General features: G+C 57.2%; 24 protein-coding genes. 7 read left to right on the top strand and 17 right to left on the bottom strand.

The window, feature by feature from the left end; translation table 11 throughout:
- Nucleotides 1-66: 66 nt before the first annotated feature.
- Nucleotides 67-294, bottom strand: a complete 228-nt coding sequence (locus CKW31_RS19545) for a hypothetical protein (RefSeq protein ID WP_095098746.1) — start codon at nucleotides 292-294, stop codon at nucleotides 67-69.
- Between the two features lie 482 nt (nucleotides 295-776).
- Between CKW31_RS19545 and CKW31_RS19540 the strand changes: the two genes are divergently transcribed.
- Nucleotides 777-3,542 (top strand): glycoside hydrolase family 3 protein, encoded by a 2,766-nt coding sequence (locus CKW31_RS19540; protein ID WP_095098743.1) that lies wholly within the window; start codon nucleotides 777-779, stop codon nucleotides 3,540-3,542.
- A gap of 48 nt (nucleotides 3,543-3,590) precedes the next feature.
- Here the strand turns inward: CKW31_RS19540 and CKW31_RS19535 are convergent, their stop codons facing one another.
- Nucleotides 3,591-4,244, bottom strand: coding sequence for a TetR/AcrR family transcriptional regulator (locus CKW31_RS19535; protein WP_095098741.1), 654 nt, complete (start codon nucleotides 4,242-4,244; stop codon nucleotides 3,591-3,593).
- A 255-nt stretch (nucleotides 4,245-4,499) separates the two neighbouring features.
- On the opposite strand from CKW31_RS19535, the gene CKW31_RS19530 reads away from it, so the two are divergent.
- On the top strand, nucleotides 4,500-4,739 hold the full coding sequence (locus CKW31_RS19530; protein WP_095098738.1) for a hypothetical protein: 240 nt from the start codon (nucleotides 4,500-4,502) through the stop codon (nucleotides 4,737-4,739).
- Between the two features lie 4 nt (nucleotides 4,740-4,743).
- Here CKW31_RS19530 and CKW31_RS19525 read toward each other — a convergent pair whose 3' ends face one another.
- The 4 genes from CKW31_RS19525 to CKW31_RS19510 all read right to left on the bottom strand — a co-directional run bounded on the left by CKW31_RS19525 (nucleotide 4,744) and on the right by CKW31_RS19510 (nucleotide 8,301).
- On the bottom strand, nucleotides 4,744-5,538 hold the full coding sequence (locus tag CKW31_RS19525) for an ABC transporter ATP-binding protein (RefSeq protein ID WP_095098735.1): 795 nt from the start codon (nucleotides 5,536-5,538) through the stop codon (nucleotides 4,744-4,746).
- Entirely contained in the window at nucleotides 5,532-6,530 is a 999-nt protein-coding gene (locus CKW31_RS19520) for an ABC transporter permease (RefSeq protein ID WP_095098732.1), read from the bottom strand. Before CKW31_RS19520 ends, CKW31_RS19525 begins: the two co-directional genes overlap by 7 nt.
- Complete coding sequence (locus CKW31_RS19515) at nucleotides 6,517-7,593, bottom strand: ABC transporter substrate-binding protein (protein WP_095098729.1); 1,077 nt, start codon at nucleotides 7,591-7,593, stop codon at nucleotides 6,517-6,519. Before CKW31_RS19515 ends, CKW31_RS19520 begins: the two co-directional genes overlap by 14 nt.
- 171 nt (nucleotides 7,594-7,764) lie before the next feature.
- On the bottom strand, nucleotides 7,765-8,301 hold the full coding sequence (locus tag CKW31_RS19510) for a GNAT family N-acetyltransferase (RefSeq protein ID WP_095099231.1): 537 nt from the start codon (nucleotides 8,299-8,301) through the stop codon (nucleotides 7,765-7,767).
- Between the two features lie 100 nt (nucleotides 8,302-8,401).
- Here CKW31_RS19510 and CKW31_RS19505 point away from each other — a divergent pair, with 100 nt between their 5' ends.
- The 3 genes from CKW31_RS19505 (at nucleotide 8,402) to CKW31_RS19495 (ending at nucleotide 12,402) form a co-directional block, all read left to right on the top strand.
- Entirely contained in the window at nucleotides 8,402-9,325 is a 924-nt protein-coding gene (locus tag CKW31_RS19505; RefSeq protein WP_095098726.1) for a LysR family transcriptional regulator, read from the top strand.
- 593 nt (nucleotides 9,326-9,918) lie between these two features.
- Complete coding sequence (locus CKW31_RS19500; RefSeq protein ID WP_095098723.1) at nucleotides 9,919-11,502, top strand: aldehyde dehydrogenase (NADP(+)); 1,584 nt, start codon at nucleotides 9,919-9,921, stop codon at nucleotides 11,500-11,502.
- 153 nt (nucleotides 11,503-11,655) lie between these two features.
- On the top strand, nucleotides 11,656-12,402 hold the full coding sequence (locus CKW31_RS19495; protein ID WP_095098720.1) for a FadR/GntR family transcriptional regulator: 747 nt from the start codon (nucleotides 11,656-11,658) through the stop codon (nucleotides 12,400-12,402).
- A 60-nt stretch (nucleotides 12,403-12,462) separates the two neighbouring features.
- Here the strand turns inward: CKW31_RS19495 and CKW31_RS19490 are convergent, their stop codons facing one another.
- Nucleotides 12,463-14,082 carry a methyl-accepting chemotaxis protein gene (locus tag CKW31_RS19490; RefSeq protein ID WP_095098717.1) on the bottom strand — a complete coding sequence of 540 codons (1,620 nt, stop codon included), beginning with the start codon at nucleotides 14,080-14,082 and terminating at the stop codon, nucleotides 12,463-12,465.
- 397 nt (nucleotides 14,083-14,479) lie between these two features.
- Here CKW31_RS19490 and CKW31_RS19485 point away from each other — a divergent pair, with 397 nt between their 5' ends.
- On the top strand, nucleotides 14,480-14,785 hold the full coding sequence (locus CKW31_RS19485) for a DUF6482 family protein (RefSeq protein ID WP_095098714.1): 306 nt from the start codon (nucleotides 14,480-14,482) through the stop codon (nucleotides 14,783-14,785).
- Here CKW31_RS19485 and CKW31_RS19480 read toward each other — a convergent pair.
- Both CKW31_RS19480 and CKW31_RS19475 read right to left on the bottom strand, forming a co-directional pair.
- Complete coding sequence (locus CKW31_RS19480) at nucleotides 14,774-15,037, bottom strand: DUF1652 domain-containing protein (RefSeq protein ID WP_095098711.1); 264 nt, start codon at nucleotides 15,035-15,037, stop codon at nucleotides 14,774-14,776. The two genes, CKW31_RS19485 and CKW31_RS19480, sit on opposite strands and share 12 nt — an antisense overlap.
- A 149-nt stretch (nucleotides 15,038-15,186) precedes the next feature.
- The gene (locus CKW31_RS19475) at nucleotides 15,187-16,680 is read right to left on the bottom strand and encodes a helix-turn-helix transcriptional regulator (protein ID WP_095098708.1); all 1,494 of its coding nucleotides are present in this window, start codon (nucleotides 16,678-16,680) and stop codon (nucleotides 15,187-15,189) included.
- A 374-nt stretch (nucleotides 16,681-17,054) separates the two neighbouring features.
- Between CKW31_RS19475 and CKW31_RS19470 the strand changes: the two genes are divergently transcribed.
- The gene (locus CKW31_RS19470) at nucleotides 17,055-18,308 is read left to right on the top strand and encodes an MFS transporter (protein ID WP_095098705.1); all 1,254 of its coding nucleotides are present in this window, start codon (nucleotides 17,055-17,057) and stop codon (nucleotides 18,306-18,308) included.
- 12 nt (nucleotides 18,309-18,320) lie between these two features.
- On the opposite strand, the gene CKW31_RS19465 is transcribed toward CKW31_RS19470, so the two are convergent.
- The 8 genes from CKW31_RS19465 to CKW31_RS19430 all read right to left on the bottom strand — a co-directional run bounded on the left by CKW31_RS19465 (nucleotide 18,321) and on the right by CKW31_RS19430 (nucleotide 24,837).
- Nucleotides 18,321-19,367, bottom strand: coding sequence for an AI-2E family transporter (locus CKW31_RS19465; protein ID WP_095098702.1), 1,047 nt, complete (start codon nucleotides 19,365-19,367; stop codon nucleotides 18,321-18,323).
- A 99-nt stretch (nucleotides 19,368-19,466) separates the two neighbouring features.
- The gene (locus tag CKW31_RS19460) at nucleotides 19,467-20,297 is read right to left on the bottom strand and encodes a DUF4892 domain-containing protein (RefSeq protein WP_095098699.1); all 831 of its coding nucleotides are present in this window, start codon (nucleotides 20,295-20,297) and stop codon (nucleotides 19,467-19,469) included.
- 118 nt (nucleotides 20,298-20,415) lie between these two features.
- Nucleotides 20,416-21,270 carry an alpha/beta fold hydrolase gene (locus tag CKW31_RS19455; RefSeq protein WP_095098696.1) on the bottom strand — a complete coding sequence of 285 codons (855 nt, stop codon included), beginning with the start codon at nucleotides 21,268-21,270 and terminating at the stop codon, nucleotides 20,416-20,418.
- Nucleotides 21,267-22,064: an alpha/beta fold hydrolase gene (locus CKW31_RS19450; protein WP_095099225.1), complete on the bottom strand. Its 798-nt coding sequence runs from the start codon at nucleotides 22,062-22,064 to the stop codon at nucleotides 21,267-21,269. Before CKW31_RS19450 ends, CKW31_RS19455 begins: the two co-directional genes overlap by 4 nt.
- Before the next feature lie 117 nt (nucleotides 22,065-22,181).
- Nucleotides 22,182-22,625: a hotdog fold thioesterase gene (locus CKW31_RS19445; RefSeq protein ID WP_095098693.1), complete on the bottom strand. Its 444-nt coding sequence runs from the start codon at nucleotides 22,623-22,625 to the stop codon at nucleotides 22,182-22,184.
- Between the two features lie 366 nt (nucleotides 22,626-22,991).
- The gene (gene sixA, locus CKW31_RS19440) at nucleotides 22,992-23,447 is read right to left on the bottom strand and encodes a phosphohistidine phosphatase SixA (protein ID WP_095098690.1); all 456 of its coding nucleotides are present in this window, start codon (nucleotides 23,445-23,447) and stop codon (nucleotides 22,992-22,994) included.
- Nucleotides 23,444-23,788, bottom strand: a complete 345-nt coding sequence (locus CKW31_RS19435) for a DUF4389 domain-containing protein (RefSeq protein ID WP_027897936.1) — start codon at nucleotides 23,786-23,788, stop codon at nucleotides 23,444-23,446. Before CKW31_RS19435 ends, sixA begins: the two co-directional genes overlap by 4 nt.
- A gap of 23 nt (nucleotides 23,789-23,811) precedes the next feature.
- Nucleotides 23,812-24,837, bottom strand: coding sequence for an NAD(P)H-dependent glycerol-3-phosphate dehydrogenase (locus tag CKW31_RS19430; protein WP_095098687.1), 1,026 nt, complete (start codon nucleotides 24,835-24,837; stop codon nucleotides 23,812-23,814).
- Nucleotides 24,838-25,434: the final 597 nt, after the last annotated feature.

The raw sequence follows: 25,434 nt of genomic DNA, 5'->3' as shown, positions 1-25,434 counted from the left end.
AAGGTTACCAGCCTCTTGACCGAATCGGGATCGGATCAGGAGGCCGGCAGAAAAACGTTTAGACCATCAATTCGAGGTTTTCTGCGAATTGTTTTTGGTGGTATCCAGAGGACGGCCACCTTTGGTGGTCTGAGCTTGCTGTTTTTTCAACACTTTGGCGTCTTGAGTCTGGGTCAGCACCGTGGAATCGGTAGCACCCGACTTCGCATCGGCATCGGTCGCTTCAGCAGCGATTGCAGCACCGCAAAGTGCAAAACCCAATACCACGCCCGCACCAATAAGAGGCAACTTCATAAACTATCTCCCACAAAATAATAATAAATAGCTACGCAATACCCACCGAAAAACAGAGGCATTAAACCGCAACTAAGGGGAACCTCGGTATCGTGCCAGCAGCGAATATGAATCGCTCACCGAAAATTCTTAAACCAATCGACCAGTAGGTTTAGCGCGAGTTCAAATTTGTAAGCAAAAAAAACAAAAATTCACCCAAAACGAGCTTTTGTTTGACATTTCGGGTCGAGAATTGTCTTAATTACGCCGCCAACGCGAATCAAAGTGCCATCTTGTAGTGGCACATTGATGTCAAGTAAAGACACGAAACACATAATTCTTACAATATAAATACACGTTTAAAACACTAACTATCGCGCTGAGATTAATACTCGGAAAGTCGCGAAGAAGGTGAAGTATTGCCCGAATAAAAGTTCGTGAGCAGTCAGACTTGAGCAGCCTTTAACAGCATAAAACTTGAAAATTGGTAGTCGGAGAAATACATGAACAAACGGAAAATGATCGGTGCGAAGTCTGCACTCGCTTTGCTGGCGCTGGCAGTATCACAGGTCCACGCAGCCACCAGCGCGGCCACTAGCCCATCCCTGGATGAAGGCAAGGTAAGCCGTGCCGAGAAGGCCGCAGAAAAAACCCTGAAAAAAATGACCCTGGAAGAAAAGCTGGCCTATATCGGCGGCACCGGTGGTTGGGACGTGAAGCCATTGACCCAATATGGCATCCCGCAGATTCATGGCGCTGACGGCGGCGTCGGCGTGCGTTACACCAGCGAAGGCAACGCTCAGGGCGTGGTTTACCCGTCCGGCCCTAACCTGGCGGCTACCTGGAACCCGCGTCGCGCTATCGATCTGGGTCGCGCACTGGGTTATGACACTGCCACCGGCGGCTACCAGTTTGTGACTGGCCCAGGTGTCAACCTGTACCGCATGCCTTACAGCGGTCGTGCCTTCGAGTACCTCTCCGGTGAAGATCCGTTCCTGGGTGCAAGCCTCAGCCCTGCTGTAATCAACGGCATTCAGTCCCGTGGTGTATGGGCAAACGCCAAGCACTACGCGGCTAACGATCAGGAAAGCAACCGCTTCAACCTGGACGAAACCATCAGCGAGCGCGTATTGCGCGAGATGACCCTGCCTGCCTTCGAATCCGCTTCGAAGAACAGTAAGGTCGCCATGATGATGTGCGCCTTCCAGAAAGTGAACGGTGAGTTCGCTTGCGAAAACGAACACCTGATGCGCGACATTCTGAAGACAGAATGGGGCTATCCAGGCTTCGTACAGAGCGACTACAACGCTGTAGTCCACGGTCTGAATGCCGCTCAGGCAGGCACCGACCTGGACATGATGGGCTATCAGATGAATAGCACCATCCTCAAGCCTTACCTGGACAGCGGTGAGCTGGACGTAGCGACCATCGATGACAAGGTCCGCCGCATCCTGAAGCAGATCTACCTGTACAAGTTCGACAGCAAAGCGCCGTTGACCGCGCACAACATGAACAGCGCCACCAGCAACAAAGTTGCTCTGAACGCTGCACGTGAAGGCATCGTACTGCTGAAAAACGACAACAACCTGCTGCCGCTGAACAAGCAGACGGTCAAGAAAATCGCTGTGGTCGGCACCTTGGCCAAGTACGCGCCGCCTACCGGTTTTGGTAGCGCCAACGTCATGGCAGCTCATTACATCAGCGAGCTGAGCGGTCTGCAGCAGCTGGCACCTAACGCCAAGGTTGAGTTCATCGACGGCTTGTCGCTGGATCCGAGCACCACGACCTGGAGCCACGCAGACAGCGATGGCAAAAGCGTCAACGGCCTGAAAACCGAATTCTTCACCAACGCCAACTGGTCTGGTGATGCTGCGGCGACCCGTACCGACAAACACGTTGATCTGGACTGGTCCACCGACACCCTGCCAGTCAGCGGTGACACGTCGAACACTTCGATTCGCTACACCGGTCAGATCACACCGACCACCAGCGGCGATCAAGTGTTCAAAGTCCGTGCCGACGGTGCAGTACGTCTGTACGTGAACGGCAAGCTGATCCTCGACAACGGTGACGGCAAGCCACTGCCGAGCAACAGCATCCCGCCGACCATTCCAGTGTTCGCCAAGGTCAACCTGGAAGCAGGCAAGGCTTACGACATCAAGCTGGAATACTCGCGTCGCAACGGCTACCTCTCCACAATGGGCGGCCTGGTTGGCGTGCAAATGAGCTGGGCTTCGCTGACTGCTCCGCAGGACCTGTCTCAGTACGACGCCGTGCTGGTTGCAGTGGGTAACAGCAACGAATACGAAGGTGAAGGTTTCGACCACAGCTTCGACTTGCCGGAATTCCAGAACGAGCTGATTCAGAACATCGCCAAGGTCAACCCGAACACCGTGGTGACCATGCACGGCGGTACCGGTCTGAAGATGAGCGACTGGATCGACCAGGTTCCAGCTGCGCTGCACGCGTTCTACCCAGGTCAGAACGGCGGTCAGGCTTTGGCTGAAATCCTGTTCGGCAAGGTCAACCCGTCGGGCAAGCTGCCGATCAGTATCGAACGCAACATCGAAGATAACCCGATCTACGCGACCTTCCCGAAATTCGACAACGAAGAAACGCTGAAAACGATGAGCTACAAGGACGATCTGCTCCTTGGCTATCGTGGCTACGAGAAGAAAGGCATCAAGCCGCTCTATCCGTTCGGTTACGGCCTGTCGTACACCACCTTCGGCTACAGCAACATCACCGTTACTCCGGGTGTCGCAGTGGGCAACACGCCAATCAAGGTGTCGTTCGACCTGACCAACACCGGCAAGGTGGGTGGTTCCGAAGTGGCCGAGCTGTATGTTGGCCAGCAGAACCCGAAAGTCGAGCGCGCTATCAAGGAGCTGAAAGGCTACAAGAAAGTGTTCTTGAAGCCGGGCGAAAGCAAGCGCGTCACCATCGAGCTCAACGATCGCTCGCTGGCTTACTACGATGTGGACAGCAAGCAATGGGTCGTGGACGCAGACAGCTTCAACCTGTCGGTGGGCGCGTCGTCTCAGGATATTCGCCTGAACGCCAAGCTGGTCAACCCGTTCCGTCAGGAACTGTCGACCACCACCAGCAACCCGCTGCCACGCTCTGCGCTGAACTCGACGCTGCGTGATTCGGCAGTCAAAACCGGCGGCTTGCTTGATCAAGGCACCGGCGACACCGATACCAGCGAAGGTGATGGCTACGACACCACCGATGACACCACCACTCAAGGCAGCGCAAGCGGTAACTAAGCGCTGATTCAGGGATAGAGCCGGACCTCTCACGAGGTCCGGACGGGTTCAGGGACGAACTCTTATCGCTGCATCGACCCGTGCGATGTAGGTATCGAAACGCTCTACCAGATCGACTTTCTCCGGAAAGCGCAGCCACTGGACCTGCAAACCGTCCATCATTGCCAGGATTTCCTGGACCAGTCCCGGCAGGTCGACATCGGCCCGCACCTCTCCCGCATTGACCAGATCGGTAAACTGTCCGATCAGCTTTCCGTAAATCAACTCGTAGCGATCCTGAAACCAGCTCCAGGCCGGATGCCCTTCGACCAGGCTTTCTGCGTTGAGAATCGTGAAAGCACGCACGACACCGGGTGCCGTGGCATTTGACCGGTTGATCGCACGCAAACTGCTCAGCAACCCCGTCAGGCTTTTATCGGTACGGACTTCTTCGGCGATTCGGCTGTTGGCCTTGTCACGCCGATCAAGCACACCCATCAACAGTGAAATCTTGCTTGGAAAGTGGTGCAAAAGCCCGGCAACCGATATGCCGACAATCGCCGCCACCTGAGCCACCGAGGCACCGCTGTACCCTTCCAGGGAAAACACCTGCAAGGCAGCATCGAGCAACTCTTCGCGGCGCTTCTCGCCTTTCGGCGCGCGACGTTGCTTAGGTCGATCGAGTGCTGCATCCGCCACTCCGGGCGGGGTTAACTGAGTCATTTCAAGCTCCTTGCCAGACAGGCAGCTACCCTACCGGCAAAGACAACCGGTCGCAATCATCCAGGCCGCCCTTAAAACTGAACGCCCGTTCTAGGTTGGCACGTTATTTTCAAGGGAATGGTGTCAGGCCGCTATTCGTCGCACAGCCGGACCAATCGTCCCGCAAGGCGCACCAATTAAACGTCTTGTACCCGCGTTTCGTCCAATAACAGTGCGGCGCAGTCGATACTCACGCCACCAGAAAGGAACACGCTCATGTCCTATCTACTGATGCTCAAAGAATCGCTACTGTCTCGCCTTGCAATCAAAGTCACTCCCACCCCTGATCGCGTCACGGCCCAGCCGGAGACGGTAAAAACCATCACCGCCTCGGACGCCGAAGCGGGCCAGGCGCATCTGGATCAGTTCGCGGATGGCGTGGAATGGGAAACCCTGCTGGTTGATCTGGCCTGCTTCAATGACGGGCCGGAGTATTCAGCCCAAGCCCGTTTCTAAACGGCTACCAGCTCTCCCCTAGCCCGAGCAGCCCCAGAATCTGCTTGCGCAGGTCGACCAGATACGGATCGTCACGATGGCGTGGATAAGGCCGTTCGATGGTCAGCTGCGCCTTGATGCTGGCCGGGCGGTCGCTGAAAACGATCACACGATTGGCCAGCAGCAAGGCTTCTTCCACGTCATGAGTCACTAGCAACGCGGTGTAGCCCTGACGCTGCCACAGGTCGATCAATTCCTTTTGCATGGTAATGCGCGTCAGCGAATCGAGTTTGCCTAGGGGCTCATCGAGAATCAGCAGTCGCGGTTCGTTGACCAGCGCACGAGCGAGCGCCACACGCTGAGCCATCCCCCCTGATAGTTGCCGCGGATAAGCGCGGGCAAAATTGCTGAGGCCTACCGTGGCCAGCGCCGCATCGACTTTACCAGCGTGAGTCTTGAGCAGCCCCTGAGCCTGCAAACCCAGTGCAACGTTGTCCCAGACTCGCCGCCACGGGTACAACGTCGGGTCCTGAAAGACCACCACGCGACTTGGATCAGGGCCCGCAATCGACAATCCATCAGCCAGCAAAGCGCCACTGTCAGCGGGTTCCAGCCCGGCAACCAGTCGCAACAAGGTGGACTTGCCGCAACCCGACGGTCCCAGCAACGCGACAAACTCTCCAGGGGCGACGTCCAGCGATACATTTTCCAGAACGGGCAAACGCTGTCCGTCCAGCGCAAATCCATGACTCAGGTTTTCAATCCGTAGCGCCAGGCCAGCCGGCCTGGAAACCGTTGAAGCAGATGCAGTGGCTACCATTTCATGGCTCCTTGTTGCCAGGCCAGCAAGCGATCGCGAATCAGGAACAGCCCGGAAATCAAGCCGGAACAGGCCAGCGCCATGATCAGCAACGCCGCATACATATTGGCGTAGGCAGCCCAGCCTTGAGCCCATTGCAAGTACCAGCCGATGCCTGATTTCACGCCCATCATTTCGGCAACGACCAGCGTAGAAAACGACGCGCCCAGCCCCATGAACAGACCGACGAATACGTGAGGCAGTGCAGCCGGGATTGCCACGTTGAAAATCAGAAAGCCCGGTTTGGCGCCCAGCGTCCGGGCAACGTCGTAATAGGCTTTATCGACACTCGCGACCCCCGACCAGGTCAGCACCGTGACCGGGAACCAGGTTGCCAGTGCAATGAGAAACACGCTGGCACTCCAGCTGCTGGGGAACAGGAAGAAGCACAGCGGCAGCAATGCCGTGGAAGGCACTGGGCCCAGAATGCGCAGTACCGGGTGCAACCAGTAGCCGATGCTGGTTGACCAGCCAATCGCGACACCGGCAATAAACCCTGTCACTGCACCCAATGCGACGCCCGTGCCCAGTAATAGCGCCGAGTTCAGCAAGCTGTCGGCCAGACGAGGCCAGTCTTCGACATACACATCCAGCAGCGCCTGTGGCGGCGCAAAGAACGGCACCGGCAACAATGCCAGCTTGGCGGTCAGCAACTCCCAGATTCCTAACAACACTGGCAAGGCAATCAGCCAAGCACCTGCGGGATAGGCCCGGCGCTGCACAGCGGGAAACCAGCGACCCAAAATACCCACCAGGCCAATCAACGCGGCGACCGCGAGGCACAGATTGGCCAGCCCCTGAGTCATGGGCCAGTTGCGGGTGGCGTTAGGGAAATAAGCGATCAGCAGCGCGACGCCAATCCAGGCGACAACGGCCACCGCCCCCTGCCGCCAGAAACGGGCAGGTGCTCGCTCAAGCGCGGCTATCTGCGACGCGGCTTCAATTGAAGACATCGGCGGTAATCTCCTTGGAGAAGGCCACGGCGTCGGTGCTCTTGCGAATCACTTCAACCGTCTGCAAATCGGTCACATAGGTGACGATTTCCTTGGTCAAGGCTGCGCCAACCGCATGGTGGCCATGGGTGTGGTCGTGAAGAATGGCTTTCACTTCTTCAACCGACGTGTTCAGGGCGTGAGCCTGGAAGCCCTTGGCGACGACCTCCGGATTTTTCACAGAGTAGTCATGAGCTTCGAGAATGGCCTGAGTCAAAGCCGCCGCGACGCGTTTCTCATCGCGCACCAATTTGCCAGTCACACCGACAACGCAGCAGCTGAGATTGGCGTATTCCTCGACCAGGTTGTTTGACAGTTCGCGAGCCTTGCCGCCCTGAATCAGGCGGTACATAAACGGGTCACTGCCACTGACTGCCTGTACTTCACCGCGCTCCAGCGCGGTGCCGAGCAAATCCGCCGGGAACAGCCGCCACTCGACGTCACGTACCGGGTCAACGCCGTGCTTCTTGAGCAAAATGGAAAAGAAGTTACGATCCGGGCTGGCCATGTCGGTGACGCCGATGGCTTTGCCCTTGAGGTCTTCGAGTTTCTGCACCGGGCTGTCGACGGCGCTGAGCAATCGCAGGCAACCACCGTGGGTGCCCGCGGTGAGTTTGACGTCGAACCCCTGTTCCAACGCTTTGAGCCAGCGCAACGCCATGCCAACACCCGCATCCGCCTTGCCGGTAGCAATGGCTTCAAGCAGCACTTCAGTAGAGTTACCGAAGTTGACCAGCTCGACGTCCAGATTGTGTTTGGTGAAAAAGCCCTGACCGTGGGCGATCACGACAGGTGCCAGGCAGACCGCGTTGAGATTGACTGCCAGTTTGAGTTTGCGTGTTTCGGCAAGCTTGATGAATTCTCCGGTGCCTGCTGGCTCCGCACCACCGCCGCCAGCGTCGTGCCCGGCATGCTCGTCGGCAGCCCAGGCGAAACCGGGAACAGAAGCCAGTAACGGACTGGCCAAAGCAACGCCGGTCAAACCGAGCAAACGACGCCGGGTGAGTTGATCAAAAGCTGCCATGCAGGTATTCCTTGAGAAGTGGATAAATCGGGCCGTCAGCCGAAATCCCTTTTTTATAACTTTTCTCAAGGTTTCCAGTGACTGGTTAAAACCTTATCACCGGTTAATTTATTCCGAAAATGCATTTAAATTCTAAACTAATATGCAAATAGTCTATCGACTCTGCCTGCCTTACTGATCATTCGGAAGGCTGCCGCTACCATCACCCAATGCTCGCTGCATCAACACTGTGTCGACCCAGCGTCCGTGCTTGAAGCCTATCGACTCAAAAACCCCGACCCGACGAAACCCCAGCTTTTCATGAAGTCGCAGAGAACCATGGTTTTCACTGTTGCCGATCACCGCCACCATTTGCCGCCAGCCGCCCTGCACGCAGTGCTCGATGACTGCAGCCAACAATGCCTGACCAATCCCCTTGCCACCCATGCCCTCAGCCATATACACCGAGTCTTCCGCCGTAAAACGGTAGCCGGGCCGCGGTCGATACAGCGTGGCGTAACCATAGCCCACCACTGCTCCAGCCAGTTCGGCGACCAGATACGGCAATTTGCGCGAAAGCACCTCCGCACGACGTTCCAGCATCAGCTCCACTGATGGCGGCTGCAGTTCGAAGCTGGCAATGCCGGTCAGCACATGGTGTGCGTAGATAGCCTGTACAACAGGCATGTCATCCTCGCGAGCAGTGCGCAGGATTAGATCGTGATTCATCTTCATTCTCGGTAACGATTGCAAGTGCGGCAATCATGCCGACCCCACCGACCTTAATAAAGCTATGATTAATCATCCTCAGCATAAGTAAAACTTTGCCATGCAAGCGTTGAACCTGAATCACTTGAACAGTTTTTCCGAGGTCATTCATCAGGGCAGCTTTTCAGCCGCGGCCACTACGCTGAACCTCACGCAACCAGCGGTTAGCTTGCATATTCGCCTGCTGGAGCAACGCCTTAACCTGCGCCTGATCGAGCGCGTCGGCAAACGTCTGAAACCGACGGCTGCGGGGCTTACCTTGCTGAGCCATATCGGTCGTATTGATTCGGTGATTGATGACGCACTCCAGGATCTCGCCAGCCATGCTCAAGGCGTCGCCGGACAAGTCGTAATTGGCACCGGCGCCACCGCCTGCATTCATCTGTTGCCGCCGATCCTGAAAACCTTGCGCACGTCTTTCCCGAAACTGGATGTACGGGTTTGCACCGGCAATACAGAGACTATCCTCAAAGCCGTGGAAGAAAACCGTATTGACCTCGCCCTGGTCACCTTGCCAGCGGCCGGTCGTAGCCTGCACGCCACAACATTGCTGGAGGACGAAATGGTGGCGATCTTTGCACCTGACCAGACCGACCTGAAGCCGTCGATCGATGGCGACGCCTTGAGCAGTTTGCCGCTGGTGGTATTCGAAGCAGGCAGCAGCACGCGCTTGCTGATCAACCAGTGGTTTCAGCATGCGGGTGTCAGGCCCAGCCCGGTAATGGAATTGGGTAGCATCGAAGCCATTAAAGAAATGGTCTCTGCCGGGCTGGGTTATAGCATCGTCCCACGTATTGCGGTGGCCACTGCTCACCATCAGCGTAACCTGCAAATCCGTAGCCTGACGCCACCTTTGAGCCGCAGTCTGAGCCTGGTGCTGCGCCAGGACAAACCGGTCAATCGCGCGCTGCGTGAGGTGATTGATGCGTTGCGGGGGTTAACGGTTAAGGGGATCGTTGCCGGGGAACCGAAAGTATCGACTTGAAATTCGGTACTGTGGGAAATTCTGTGTTCGCCTGCAAGCTTGATCTCGTAGGACCGGCTTTAGCCGGGAGGACCGTATTTCAGGCGAAGAATATTTAGAGGATGTCCCGACGCCCTCCCGGCTGAAGCCGGTCCTACGGAAGAGCGCAATCTCATGTGGGAGTCGGGCTTGCCCGCGATGAACGATAACGCGTTGAACCTGCTGAATCGTGGTGTCCCTATCGCGGGCAAGCCTCGCTCCCACAGGAATCACTGATGACGTGGGCGAACATAGAATTTCCCACAGGATCTATGCAATCCCGTAGGACCGGCTTTAGCCGGGAGGGCGTCGGAACGTTCGCTAAATTTTTTCGGCGGAAACACCACTTTTTCCGGCTAAAGCTGGTCCTACGGGGTTAATGGCCAGCGGGTAAAATTGCAGGCCAGCATGGAATCTCCATGGTTGCGCAGTCATACCCATAGTTGTACGATGACTGTCAACATGTTGAGCCGTGCAGTTGCTGGTAAGCTCACATTACCGTCATCGAACGGTTGGCAGATCTCTAAGACAGGCATCAGCCTGATTAAACCCGCAAATAAAAACAGGAGACAAAGATGCCTAATGTTCTCGGCCACAACTTCATCGCAGGCGCACGTAGCGCACTTGGCGAGCCGCAACACAAAAGTCTCGACGCCACTACTGGCGAAGCCCTGCCCTACAGCTTTTACCAGGCTACTGACGCGGAAATTGACGCAGCAGCACTGGCAGCCAAAGGCGCCTTTCTTGAATACCGCCAGTTGAGCCCGGCTCGCCGTGCAGAATTCCTTGATGCTATCGCCGACGAGCTGGACCAGCTCGGTGATGATTTCGTCGCTATCGTTTGTCAGGAAACCGCTCTACCAACCGCCCGTATTCAGGGCGAGCGCGGACGTACCAGCGGCCAGATGCGATTGTTCGCCAAAGTTCTGCGTCGCGGTGATTTCCTGGGCGCGCGTATCGATCTGGCACTGCCGGATCGCAAGCCATTGCCACGCGTTGACTTGCGCCAATACCGTATCGGCGTAGGCCCGGTTGCCGTGTTTGGTGCCAGCAACTTCCCGCTGGCTTTCTCTACTGCTGGCGGCGATACCGCTGCAGCACTGGCGGCAGGTTGCCCGGTTGTGTTCAAAGCGCACAGCGGCCACATGGCGACTGCCGATCTGGTGGGCTCGGCGATCATTCGTGCAGCAGAAAAAACCAACATGCCGATAGGCGTGTTCAACATGATCTTCGGCAGCGGTGTTGGCGAAGGTCTGGTCAAGCATCCGGCTATCAAGGCCGTTGGCTTTACCGGCTCCCTGAGCGGTGGCGACGCACTGTGCAAAATGGCTGCCGAACGTCCTGAGCCAATCCCGGTATTCGCCGAAATGTCGAGCATCAACCCGGTAGTCTTGCTGCCTGAAGCGCTGACAGCGCGTGGCGATACCGTGGCGAAGGATCTGGCGGCTTCCGTGGTGATGGGCGCAGGTCAGTTCTGCACCAACCCTGGCGTAGTGATCGGCATCAGCTCGCCGACCTTCACCCGTTTCCTGGAGCAGCTTCAGGAACACATGGGCGGCCAGGCTCCACAAACCATGCTGAACGCTGGCGGCTTGCGCAGCTACAGCAAAGGCGTAGAGCATCTGCTGTCGCATCCGGGTGTGACCCATCTGGCAGGTAAACCGCAGGAAGGCAAACAGGCTCAGGCGCAGTTGTTCAAAGCTGACGTCAGCCTGCTGCTCAACGGCGATCCACTGCTGCAGGAAGAAGTGTTCGGTCCAACGACTCTGGTGATCGAAGTCGCTGACGACGCGCAATTGAAAAGCGCGCTGCAAGCCCTTCGCGGTCAACTGACTGCCACCCTGATCGGCGAACAGAGCGATCTGCAGAAGTACCAATGGCTGGTGCCGGTGCTGGAAGAGAAAGTCGGCCGCATCCTGGTCAACGGTTACCCGACCGGCGTCGAAGTCTGCGAAGCCATGGTCCACGGCGGCCCATACCCGGCGACTTCCGATGCTCGCGGCACCTCTGTGGGCACGCTGGCCATCGATCGCTTCCTGCGTCCGGTCTGCTATCAGAACTACCCTGACAGCCTGCTGCCAGAAGCGCTGCAAAACGCCAACCCGCTGGGCCTCAAGCGCCTGGTGAACAGCGAGTGGAGCGATCAGCCAATCGCTTGAGACTGACATCTGTCAGGTCTCTGTGAGAAGAAATGGCGCGGCCCAAAAGCCGCGCCATTTGTTTATCTGAAGAGTTTTATATAGAGAGCTGCGCAGCGCCCGGAAAGATCCTTCGGCACCCTGCAAGGCACGTATTTCCTCAGGTGGAACACCATGAATCCCACCCCGATTTTCGAACCGGCAGAGAGCGATCCGTCCATAAGACGTCCGCGTAATCTGACACTGGCGCTGGTCAACATCCTGACCAGCATGATTGAAGACGGTCAGCTCAAGGTCGGTGACAAGCTCCCGCCGGAAAAACACATTACCCAGGAGCACGGCGTCAGTCGTACGGTAGTGCGCGAGGCTATTTCGCACCTGCAATCCCACGGACTGGTGGAAACCCGACACGGCATCGGAACGTTTGTGGTTCGGCAGCGAGTCGATCAAATCGATCCTCAGGCAGACCGCACGCTCAGCGACGTCATGGCAGTCATCGAGTTACGTATCGGGATCGAAGTCGACTCTGCGGGCTTCGCCGCCCTGCGCAGAACCGAGGAACAACTGGCGCGTATGCGACAGGCGCTAAGCATCATTGAGGACCCGACTGTGAGCCGGGCCGAAGCGGCAGCCGCTGATTTTGATTTTCATCAGCAAATTGCCCTGGCCACCGACAATCGCTACTTCGCTGATATCACCGAACATCTGGGCCTGACGCTCATTCCGCGTAACCGCCTCAACTCGGCAGCGCTGGCCAACACGGCCATCAAGGATTACAGCGCCAGGCTGCGTCAGGAACATCACGACATTTATGCCACCATTGCCAACCGGGACTCAGACGGTGCCAAGGCCGCAATGCGTCGCCACTTGAGTAATATCCGTGAGCGCTTGCGTGCAGCGTATGAGAAACAGGGATCATGAACACCGACCGAACGCGCTGTAGCGACTGTTGCGTCGCTACAGCTTTCCCAGCCTGAAAAATTACAGGGCGAACCGTCCCACCAGCCTGTTCATGTCAGCCGCCAGACGCGACAGCTCGGAACTCGCCGCTGCGGTCTGATGAGCGCCCGTCGCGCTCTGGATGGACAGGTCACGAATACTCATCAGGTTGCCGTCTACCGAACGAGCCACTTGGGCCTGCTGCTCCGAAGCGGTGGCGATCATCTGATTCATTTCGTTGATTTCATTGATGGCTTTGGCAATCAATGTCAGCGCCGCGCCCGCTTCATGAGCCACACCCAATGTACCTTGCGCCTGCTCACAGCTCTCACTCATGGCTTTGGTGGCCTGCTCGGTGCCTTTGAGAATGTCACCGATCATTTGCTCGATTTCCTGCGTGGACGTCTGAGTACGATGCGCCAGCGCCCTCACCTCGTCGGCGACGACAGCAAAGCCTCGACCCTGCTCCCCTGCCCGCGCCGCTTCGATGGCTGCGTTCAAGGCCAGCAGGTTTGTCTGCTCGGCAATGGTGCGGATCACGTCCAGCACCTTGCTGATGTCCTTGGACTGTACCGCCAGACGCTGCACGTCACCGCTGGTGTTCTGCACGGTCTGACTGAGTCTCTCGATGGCAGTGACGGTGCTGGTAACCCGCGAAGCGCCTGTGCGGGTTGCCTGATCAGAAGCCTTGGCAGCGTCAGACGCCGAAGCCGCATTACGGGCGACTTCATCAACAGCCGCAGTCATTTCATTGACCGCCGTCGCCGCCTGATCGATTTCGGTGTTCTGACGCATCAACCCTTTGCTGGACTCTTCAGTGACAGCATTCATCTCCTCAGATGCCGAGGCCAGTTGAGTGGCTGAATCACCAATCAGCTTGATGGTGTCGCGCAGGTTGTTCTGCATCTGCTGGGTGGAGCGCAGAAGGTCGGCGAACTCGTCCTTGCCATTGATTGTAATAACGGTGCGCAGATCACCTTTGGCGATCATGTCATTGACCCGCAACATGTCGCGCAAAGGCACAACAATACTTTTAGTAAACAAGACCGCTAGCGCGATAGTTGCCAATGCGGCGGCGACAATTATGAAAATGACAAACATCAAGCCACTTTGATAAGACGCCTCGGACGCTTTACCTGCTTCGCCCGCCTCTTCAATATTCATCTGGACAAGCCCGGCCACTGCTTCTTCCAGAGGTCGCGTCACGGGGGTTACGTTACTGGCTATATAAGCCAATGCCTCGGCAGCTGCACCTCGACTTGCAAGGGCTGAAACGCCATCGAACGCGGTCAGCATTTTTTCAGAGTTTTCAGAAACGGCTTTGAATAACTGGCCTTCCCTGTCGCTGGCAACAAAAGGGGCGTAAGTCTGAATCTGCTTCCTTAGCTCGTCACGCAGGTTGTTGATGGTTTTGACGGTTGCGGCGATAGCCTCGGGATCGGTCTGGGAAACCAGTCGACGGTTCTCAAGACGCAAGCGCAGCATGGCGGCGTTGATCCGGTCGGCAACCACGATACTGGCCAGTGCGTCATTCTCCAGATCCGCAGCCATCTCGCGAATATCGCCCATTTTCCATACGGAGATCCCCCCCAGGGCCACCAACAGAAAAGCGATAAACATGAAGCTGAGTGTCGCGCGCACCGATACCTTGAGGTTTCTCATTAACAGGCTTCCGTTTCAGATTTATTAGCATTCGATGTGAAACTATCGGCCATTAAAAATTAAGCTTGAGGCCATCTTAAAAATTGCAGTAGCACACTGTTTACTCGCATTAGTTGGAACACCTCACCCGTATTAAATTATTCGGCACGTTGAAAGCTGGCTGAAAGAAACAATGTATTGGGACGAGAAAAATCTGTGCTGGGGTGTGTGCGTAAGCCGCTAAAAAATAAAAGTAATAAAAACTTTAACTGATCAAACAGTCAGCTTTTTAATTTTCCAAACCCTGCATTGCTGTCAACTGACGACCACTAATCGGCGAGGTCCGAACTTGACCCGCGCATCTGTCTCAAACCTGAGCAGGCAGGCAATCGTCCGCCAATGTTCAAGAGGTAATATCATGGAACTGGGTAAATTGGCTGATCAGGTGAAGAAAGGCGAAATTGAAGCGGTCCATCTGGTCACGATGGAGGGAGGGTCCTACGTCATGCATGCGATGAAGGATGGCAAATCCCACCCTATCATCGATGCCAAGGGCAGCACGCTGCATATCGCGTCACTGGAAGAGGCACGCAAAAACCTGAAGGGCGTGCCTGAAGTACCGCTGTTCCTCGTCCAGCCCGCGGTCTATGACGAGATGGTCGGCTTGGGTACCACTGACCAGCAACCCAATCGCGAACCGATTCCCTGGAACTCAAGCCTGTGAAGAGGGAGCAACATCAAGTGGGTTCATTCCGACACTGCCCAGCTCATCGCGTAATTCGCTGATAAGCGCCAACACGTCGTGCTGGGTTTTAACCTGATCCAGCGCAATGCCGATGACCATCAGGTCAACGCGTCCTGATTCTCGATCATAAATGCGTACGCTGAGGGATGCGTCTGCACTGATGACGCATTCGCATGCCAAGGGCTCAAAGCTGCCTTCGATTTCCTGACGGACCTGCGACAGCCAGCTCATTGCCGGCCACCTTGTACTTGCGAGCTCTTAAAAGTCTGCAACTGCTGCCCCTGACAAGGTCCAGAAATGGACCGTCAGGGTAAAGAAAACAGCGCCAAGATAAACAGACGAATTTGCACTGGTAGCACTAGTGCATTCGCACCATCAATCTAGTGCAGTGGCTTGCGGCCATCACTGGTGAAGAGTGCCCTCTCCCTTGCCCAGACAATAGCTTCAGCGCGGCTGTGTACACCAAGTTTGGAATACATGGTCGCTACGTGATTGCGCACGGTGTTGGGCGCGAGCTTAAGACGTGCCGCGATTTCCTTGTCGGCCAGGCCTTCGCAGATCAAGCCCAATACGTCCTTTTCCCGAGCCGTCAGGTCTGTCAATGAACTGCCTGGTAACTGCGGGGCTTTGCCTTTCTTCACGTTGGCCAGCTTTTCAATCAACGAGCGGGCAAACCAGGAAGCGTCCTGCATGACCTCTTCGATGGCCGCGATCAATTCCAGGTCGGATCGCTTGCGCTCCGAGATGTCCATCAGCACCAGCAGATAACAGGAGATACCCTGAATCACGACAGTATCGGCAGACAGTACGCAGTCGATGACCTCATCACCACGCTTGCGCACCTTGAGCTCCATACCTTCAATGCTGCCGGTCTTCTTCAATACCTCGAATATCTGTTCGCAGCTTTTCGGGTCGTCAATGAAGCCAAGCTCCTCGACAGATCGCCCGGTCAGTTCCTGCGCGGTGAAACCGGTGGTGTTAATGAAGGCATCGTTCACCTCAACCAAAAACTGCGATTCGGCGTTACACACCAGCGTCGGCACCGGGGTCAGGCGAAAGGCTTTGGCGAAACGCTCTTCGCTCTGGCGCAATGCAGTCTCGACCTTGCGGCGGGGCTCCATATCCATGAAAGAAAACAGCATGCAGTCGTCCTCGCTGATGTCCAGCGGCTGTCCGGCGACGATCACCAGTTTGCTGCCGCCGTCGGGCAGCCTCAGCTCGGCCTGCATTTGCGGAATGGTTCCGCCGTCGTTGAGCCGCTCGATGGCGAGGTCTTTACGCTCTGCATTCTCGAGAACGTCAAGTTCATAGACTGAGCGCCCGATGACTTGCTCGCGGGTGTAGCCGGTCATCTCCAGAAAACCCTGATTGACTTTGATGTAGCGCAAATCGCTGAGCCTGCAGATAACCGCCGGTGCCGGGTTAGCCGCGAATGTACGTTCGAAACGCTGCTCGGCGCTGGCCAGTTCGGTAGCATCGGTGATGATGAGCGCCATCAGTTCGGGCTCACCGGAGCGACCTTCCAGCACCATGCTGCGCACTCGATGCACCCAGCATTTTTCATCGTTGCCCGTCGGCCTGACTTCCACCACGACATCGCTGAAGGATTCCCCTTGGGCGATCCGGCTGATGGGGTAATTGTCCAGCGCCAGTGGATGGTTGTTGCGGTATCGCAGATGGAACCGTGATGCATATTCCCGGACGTTACGACCCAGTTCCTTGACGTGTTTGACGCCGTGCATCTCCAACGCGGACTCATTGGCCCACAGAATGCTCTGATCCAGCTCGATCAACAGCACACCGTCTGACAGGCCCCCAATAATGCTCTGCAGTTGTCGACGATCGGTTTCTCTCTCAAGGACTGCCTGACTCATGGTTCCTCCGTTCCATGCCAACGAGCACCTGGCACGTCGCTGAAGCTTGCTGTTCAGCCACGGCAGATCATTGCCCAACGTCGGTATGACAGTGGAACTTTGTCGGGAATTCCAAAGAATTCAAGGCTGTCCGGCTGGAATGCCATTCGTGTTGGAGCGAGGCTTACCCCACGGGTGAGCGCAATGCGTCGTGGGACCGGCTTTAGCCGGGAAGAGGCCGGAACGGTCACAAAATCAGCTCGTCAGCAACACCGCTTTCCCGGCTAAAGCCGATCACACATCGAAATATTGCGCTCTTATGAAAATTCTGAGCGCAGCAAACCTTTTTCATAACCACCGCTCAAAGCTCAATCATCGACCAATCGAGACATCCCGTGGACGCCCATACCCAACGCCGCAACAACCGCTCACTGGATGCCCTGAATTTCTTTCTCGCCGATGTCCGCGACGGGTTAGGGCCATATCTGGCTATTTATCTGCTGGCAGTCCACCACTGGGATCCGGCGAGCATTGGCATTGTCATGACCGTGGCGGCGATTGCTGGTCTGGTGACCCAGGGACCGGCAGGCGCACTGATCGACAGCACTCATTACAAACGCGCCGTGGTCGCGATCGCAGCCCTGTTGGTGACGGCCAGTTGCCTGGTGCTGCCCTTCACTTCCTCAGTCAGCCTGATCGCCATAACCCAAGCAGTCAGCGGGATCGCCGCGTCGGTATTTGTCCCGGCCATTGCCGCCATTTCCCTGGGTATCACCGGTCCCAAGGCATTCACCCGGCGGACAGGACGTAACGAAACCTTCAACCATGCCGGTAACGCCTGTGCAGCGATGCTGGCTGGCGGCTTTGCGTACCTGTTTGGCCCTATCGCAGTGTTTTATCTGATGGCGGCGATGGCTGTTGCCAGCGTCATCGCGGTCAGTTGCGTATCGGCCAAGGCGATTGATCATGATGTCGCCCGTGAGCTGGGTCATGGAGATCCAAAGAGCGGCGCTCAGCCTTCCGGCTTCAAAGCATTGGCGGGTAACAAAACCCTGCTGTTATTTGCCGCCTGCTGCGCCCTTTTCCACCTGGCAAACGCGGCGATGCTGCCGTTGGTGAGCCAGAAGCTGGCACAGGTGAATTTGCAATTGGCAACGCCGTTGACCTCGGCCTGCATTGTCGCAGCCCAATGGGTCATGGTGCCTGTCGCGCTGCTGGTAGGTGCGAAGGCTGACGTCTGGGGGCGCAAACCCTTGCTGTTGGCTGGGTTTCTGATTCTGCCGATTCGCGGCGTGCTCTATGTGCTGTCCGATAACCCTTTCTGGCTGGTCGCCGTGCAATTGCTAGACGGCATCGGTGCCGGGCTATTCGGGGCGCTGTTTCCATTGGTGGTCAAGGACCTGACTCAGGGAACTGGACGTTTCAGCGTGAGCCTCGGGATCATATCCACGATATTCGGTCTGGGCGCGGCACTGAGCAATGGACTGGCCGGGATCATCGTCCAGAACGCGGGCTATAACGCAGCGTTTCTGACCCTTGCGGCCATTGCCACGGCAGCACTGCTGTTGCTGCTGGCAATGCCGGAAACGCTAAGCGCCACGGAGCGTCCGGGAGAAGCGAAGGACTCCGCCCTCCCGCAGACTGTGTGACGCTTCTTCACATCAAGTCCTGACTGGGCGCTCACTGCGTGCCCAGTCGGTGACCAGACTGTAACCCACAGCCAGCAGCGTCGGGCCAATGAACAGGCCAATAAAGCCGAAAGCCAGCAGACCACCGAACACGCCCAGCAACACGATCACCAGCGGCAGGTTACCGCCACGACTGATCAGGTAAGGCTTGAGGACGTTGTCGACGCCACTGATGATGAACGTGCCCCAGATGGCCAGAAAGACGGCCATGCCATAGTTGCCATTCCACGCCAGCCACGCAGTCGCAGGAATCCACACCAGCGGTGGGCCCATCGGGATCAAGCTGAACATGAACGTCATGATGCCCAGCACCAAAGCGCCCGGCACCCCGGCAATCAGGAAACCGATCAAGGCCAGCACCGCTTGCGCAGCAGCGGTGCCGATCACGCCGTTGACAACTCGCTGGACGGTGCCGGCTACCAGATCCAGGTAATATTGCGCCCGGTCACCGATCAAGCGTTCCAGCAACCGCAGCACGAAAGCCGCCAGTCGCGGACCGTCGCGATAGAAGAAGAATACAAACACCAGACTCAAGGTCAGTTCGAGAATCCCGCCGCCGATCTGCGCGCTGCGCGCCAACAGCCAGTTACCTACCTGACCCAGGTACGGCTTGAGGGTCGTCATCATCGCCGCGCCTTGCTCGTCGATGCTGTTCCAGAAGGCGACCAGCCGCTCGCCAACCAATGGAACGCTGCCCAGCCAGCCGGGAGGATCAGGCAAACCGTCGACCTGAATATCCTTGATCAGCGCGGTCGCGTCACGTACGTGATCAGCCAGGTTGAAGCCAAGCCAGACCAGCGGCGCGGCCACCAGAACCATCCAGCCCAGACTCAGGATCAATGCCGCAAGGGACTCGCGGCCATTGAGCCAGCGTGTCAGCAGCCGCATCAACGGCCAGCTGGCAAATGCCAGCACCGCCCCCCAGAACAGTGCCGACCAGAATGGCGCCATCACCCAGACACAGGCACCGAGCAGCGCCAGGAGCAGGATCTGCACCAACAGGCGATCGTTATTGAACATGAGCAGTTTCCAAAAGAAGGATCAGGACATCAGAAGTGAAGCATAACGGCGAACAGTGACGACGTTAGTGTTCGCCGTGGACCCGCGTATGAACTGCAGTCAGCGAATCAGTTCGATAAGCAGGCCAGGTGTATCACCACTCCCCGCTTCCAGACGTGCCGCTCGTACGCCTTTGCTGATCAGCGCCTGACGCCAGGCTTCGGCTTGCGGGCCGGATACTGTGGCACGCAGGCTGCTGTCGAGATTGAGGCCGCGGGACAGTAGCGTCAGCCACGCGTCCTGAGGAGCACCCACCAGTTTCGGGAGAGTCAGTTTGCCGGTGCTTTTCAGTTGCCGAAGCAGCGTTCCGGACGTGGGCATCAGGTCGCCCAGTGGCGCAGCGGAGTCGAACTGCTCCACATGCAAATAGGCTCGGCGATTACCCCGGGTAATGCTGTAGAGAGCGACCAGTGTGTCGGCTTTGGGCTCCGCCAGACGCAACAACAGATAAGCCTGTTGCTCGTCAGCGCCATACAATTTGGAGTTGCCGAATACCTCGTTGGCCCACAGGCTGCTTTCACCGCAGTCCCGGGCCTGACACCAGAACAACAACTCGGCATTTTGCGCCTGCAAGGCTTCACGTGCGGCAGTAAAGGCCTCATAAGAAGTGCGCTCGGCGGGTAATTGATAGGTCACGCCAGTCACATTGCCCCTCGCGCTGACCTGACCGTCAAAGCGCAACTGGCCGCTGATCTTGCGGATCGAGCCCATGGGATAGATGCGCTCAAGCTCGGAAGCCGGACGATAATCGACAATTTCAGCGTCAGTCAGCCTTGGTACGATCTGCAGATCACTGCTGCCGGGAACGTCCGCAGCCCATAGCGACGTGCTGAGTGCAGAGACACACAATGCCACTCCGAGTGCGCGGGTAAAACCAATAGACCCGCTCATCGCGGCACGTTCGGGGAAAAAGCGTTAACGGGCAGTTCAAAGGGTACAGCGATACATAGATCCATCATGATTGATTCCTGTTTCAACACCCCCAGCCTCGACAGTTGCCCTGCGCAAGTCAAGGCGCAGCGAAGAAGCGATTGAAACAGTCTGCAACAGCGCCTGCCCCGGCTTCGTCATTCAAATGCAGATGGTGGCCTCCTGACAGGCCTGTAACCTCAAAAGGCAGACCTGAAAGCAGCGATTCGTTCTGCGCCAGCAACCCTTGAGAAGCTACTACCAAATGTGTCGGACAGCGGATTGCCTCGACGAACGCCATGGCTTGTTGGCGAGTAATCCGGATCGCCGAAGGCAACGTCAGCCGCCCGTCACTGCGCCAGGTGTAGCCACCGGGCACCGGCATCAGGCCACGCTGGGCCAGTAATTCAGCCGCGTCACGGGTAACGGCGACCGCTCCTTTCATTCGTGCGCAGATTGCCTGTTCCTGATCGGGGTAAACCGGCTTGCGCTTGTTCACCAGACGCAGTTGCGCCTGCAATGACTTGCCCAGTTGCTCAGGCGCGTTATCGGCCTCGCCCATGGGTGGAATCAGACCATCGATCAAAGCGAGTCGCGAAACCCGTTCGGGCAGCGCCCCGGCGAGAAACACCGAAATGATTGCGCCGAGCGAATGGCCAAGTAACGAAAACTGCTGCCAGCCAAATTGCTCGGCGACTTGCAGCACATCGTGAACGTAGTCCGCCAGTGCATAACCCGCACCCGGCGGCCGGTGACTGGAATGACCATGCCCGGCCAGATCCAGGGCGACGATGCGCAAGCCTTCGAGTCGCGGCGCCAGACGCGCAAAGCTGTTGGCATTGTCCAGCCAGCCATGCAGCGCGATCACCGGCTGGCCGTCCTCGGGACCATACAAGTGGGCTGCCAATTCGATATGCGGCAGGCTAAGGCGAACCTCTTCCACAGAATGACTCATACGCCAGCGCCTGCGGTCCAGCGGCTGAACAGCGATTTGAGCAACTGCGCTGTCGCTTCCGGTTGCTCGAGTGGAAACATGTGCCCGCCCGGCATGGACAGGTATTCCCCCAGCGGCATGCGCCTGACTGAACGAGCATGGTGGCGCATCACGACACGGCTGTGCTCCCCACGCACCATCGCCAACGGGAGTTTGAGCTGGCGGGAGAGCCCAGGGCTGGTGTGCGGCACACTGCGGTAAATACTGATTTCCGTGGCAGGGTCGAAACGTAGCCGTAGCTGTTCACCGTCGCTCTGCAAACCATACTGCAGATAGGCGTCGAAACACTCGGGGTCGAAGCGGCGGAACAGGGTTTTACCAGCGAAGTAACGACGCGCCGCCTCAAGATCGGCAAACGCCTCGCGACGTCCCAGCGTGCGTCCGGCGGGGGTAATGCGGTCAATGAAACCAAATCGTTTGGCGGCACGGATCATCCATTGATCAGCCAGAGTCAGCACCGGGGAATCAAGCATGACGACGCCGCGATACAGTTCCGGACAGCGCATCGCCGCATGCAAGTGCAATACGCCGCCCAGAGAATGACCCACGCCCCATACGGGTTCGGGCTGCTCGCGCAAATGGTGAATCAGCTCATCCACCAGATTCAGCCAGTTATCATCCACTGGAAAGCGCGGGTCGTGAGCATGCTGCTCCAGATGGCTCACGACATAGTCCGGCGCCAGCGCGGAAAACAGTTTGCCGTAAGTGCCTGACGGAAAACCGTTGGCGTGAGCGAAGAACACCTGTTGCGACATGCCGAAGCACTCATTGAGCCGATCAGTGGTGATTGTGCGCAATGAGTTGCTGAGTCGGCAATGATCGTAACGGCCATCGCACATGACGATCCGGCCAATGCCCGGCACAACAGGCATCTAGCGTGCTGGAGGTTCCTGCCCTAGCGGCACAACCGCAACGGTCAGCCGGGAGATGCAACTGGCCTTGCCTTCTTCGCTGGTCAAACGGATATCCCAGACATGGGTCGTGCGACCGATGTGCACCGGGTGCGCCACGGCCGTAACCCGACCACTGCGCACGCCTCGCAGATGATTGGCGTTGACCTCGATGCCGACGCAGAAATACTTGCTGGTATCGATGCACAGGTAACTGGCTGACGAACCCAGTGACTCGGCAAGTACCACCGATGCACCGCCGTGCAGCAGGCCGTAAGGCTGATGAGTCCGATGATCGACCACCATGCTGGCAGTCAGGGAATCTTCGGTGAAGGACTCGAAACGGATATCGAGCAGTTCAAGAATGGTGTTTTTACTGTTGGCATTGAGTTGCTCAAGGTCCGGAGTTTCGCGCCATAGGCTCATAGTCAATCCTTGTCATGAAGCGCCCGAATACTGAGCGCGGGAGTTCATCTGCCTTGCCGTTATCAAACAGATTGCAATCAGCTGATATGGAATGTTTTGTGTAGGAGATTGCTCTCTGCCCTCACACAGCGCTGTCGCGAAGCAAACACGGACCCTGTAGGAGTGAGCTCGCTCGCGATTCGATTTCATGGTTAACGAATTTATCGCATTAACTGACGCTATCGCGAGCAAGCTCACTCCTGCATAGCCCTGAGTTTGCAGAGAGACAGCGCGGTGTCAGGGACACCGGGACGGCTCTTGCAGGTCCGCTGTGTCAGGGCACAGAGCGATTTCTTGTCAAAATAGCAACTGTCAGGATAGCAACAATCAAACGTGCCGAACGCTCAACAACTCCATCGTCCCGGCCAGTGCAAACTCCCCTTTCAACTCCGCCAGACTAGCTGTGCTCATGGGTTGCGCTTGCTGAACACTGCCATGCACCGCAAGCCCGATCAATGAGCCCACCAAAGGTTGATGGCTGACCAGAAGCACATCCTCAGCGGCATAGGTGTCCAGTTGACCAAGCACCTTGCCCGGGTCACTTTCCGGAGTCAGCCAGGGCACGGTGACCACGGGTTCACTGAAGCCCAATGCCTGACGCACCAGCTCGGCCGTCTGCTGCGCCCGCACGTAAGGGCTGGCGAGGATTCGCGTCAGAGGCTTATTCAACAGGTGCGCTGCGCTTTGCAGCACTTCCTCTCGACCATGACCTGTCAGCTCGCGTTGCGCGTCACTGCGCGCATGCGCCTGAGCTTCACCATGGCGCAGCACCCATAGCTTCACAGTTTGGGTTCCTCATCACGCACCGGATGCGCCGCAGGTGGAACACTGTGTGGCGTTTCACCTTCCGGCGCACGAGGTGTCGGCCAGTCGGCAAACGGCCAGGGTTTCTGATCACTGTGGAAAGTGCCGAAGCGGCCGATCTGCGCAAGAAACTGGCTCAGGCTGTCACCAAAATTCATCAGGCTGCCACTCGGCGCACCGTAGATCAGGCGATAGCCCAATTGCACCAGTACCACGCCTGCCAGCAGCAGTTCAGCCAGTTGCCAGATCACCACGAACAGCACCATCCAGAGGATGCGCAGCAAAATGGACTCGTCTTGCTTGATTTTCGACTCGTTCAAGATCTTCTCCCGGTATGAGTGTTTCAGTTGAAACCGGTAATGGAGATAAAGTCCACATCCGTTTTCGGCTCGGCACGCATCAACTGCTCAATGACCTGATTCAGCGTACGTCCCTCGAAAAGAATTGCATGCAGGCCTGCGACCAGCGGCATGTACACCTGCAGCTCATGCGCCTTGACCTTGAGCACCTTGAGGGTATTGACGCCCTCGGCGACTTCACCGAGCCGGTTGACTGCTTCCTCAAGACTCAAGCCCTGCCCCAGGGCAAAACCCACCTGATAGTTGCGACTCTTCGGCGAAGAGCAGGTCACGATCAGGTCACCGACACCCGCCAGCCCAAGAAAGGTCATCGGATTGGCACCCTGGCTGACCGCAAAACGGGTCATTTCCGCCAGTGCGCGGGTGATCAGCATGCTCTTGGTGTTTTCGCCCATGTCCAGCGCCACGGCCATACCGGCGATAATCGCGTAGACATTTTTCAGCGCCCCACCCAACTCCACACCAAAGCGGTCAGCACTGGCGTAGACCCTGAACGTCCTGCCGTGCAGCACTTCCTGAACCTGCTGACAGAGGTCTTCGTCTTCGCTGGCGACTACCGTTGCAGTCAACGCGTGCTCGGCAATTTCCCGCGCAAGGTTGGGGCCGGATAACACGCCAATGCGGGCCTTAGGCGCGATATCCTCGATGATCTGGCTCATCAATTTGAAGCTCTGTGCTTCGATGCCTTTGGTCAGGCTGACCAGCATTTTGCCGGTCAGGCGCTCTACATGCGGCGCCAATACGCTGCGCAGTGCACTCGAAGGCAGGGCGACGAAAACCAGCTCGCATTCATCCAGCGTGGCCGCCAGGTCCGTGACGGGTTCAACCAGGGGCAGAATTTTGATGCCCTTGAGGTAGCGAGGGTTCTCGCGATTGACCCGAATGGCCTCGGCCTGTTCCGGGTCGCGCATCCATTGACGGACCGGACGACCATTCTCCGCCAGCAAGTTGGCCACTGCGGTGCCGAAGCTGCCGCCACCTAGAACCGCAACAGGTTGCTGTGTGGTCATAAAGACATCCATTTAGAGCCATCTCATCTGGCGATGGCGGCATTATACGGAGCATGGCGATGGCGGCCAGTGACAACGTTCATTGCCAGGTGGTTCTTGGTAGTGGTTCTTGTGTACATATCCGTTACCGCGGGCATGGCTGATATTGGTTGCGCTTTTACAGCGCCTCACTTTTGAAATCCGGAAGCCGGCCCAGACAAAAGTAAGCAAAACGCTCTCGCCCCACCACTCGGTCCCTCGCCTAGGCTCGGGATGCCCGCCCGCAGATCCTGAACCGTGGGCCGCCGCAACGGGCCATCCATGGCCCAATGCGGCTAACCCGGCGTCCTGCCGGGTTACCCACGGTTCAGAATCTGCGTTCGGCCAGCGTGGTTTAACGGGGCGCCCAAGATCAAAAGCGCGGCGGCCTGACAGCCGACCTGGTTGTGTGAACTTACCGATCTTCTGTAGCAACTGTGTTCTCAAGCCAGATGCGCGCCAGCCTGCAAGGCTTCGCGCATCCTTGCGTTGAGCATGGTAACCAGTTTACGAGCAGCGGCCACGAGGGCCACTTTCTTGGGTTTACCATTGGCGACCAAGCGTTGGTAAAAGGGTTTT

This window comes from Pseudomonas sp. Irchel 3A5 (genome assembly GCF_900187575.1).
Classification (GTDB): Bacteria; Pseudomonadota; Gammaproteobacteria; order Pseudomonadales; family Pseudomonadaceae; genus Aquipseudomonas; species Aquipseudomonas folii.
This window is presented reverse-complemented; position numbering and strand designations above follow the sequence as displayed.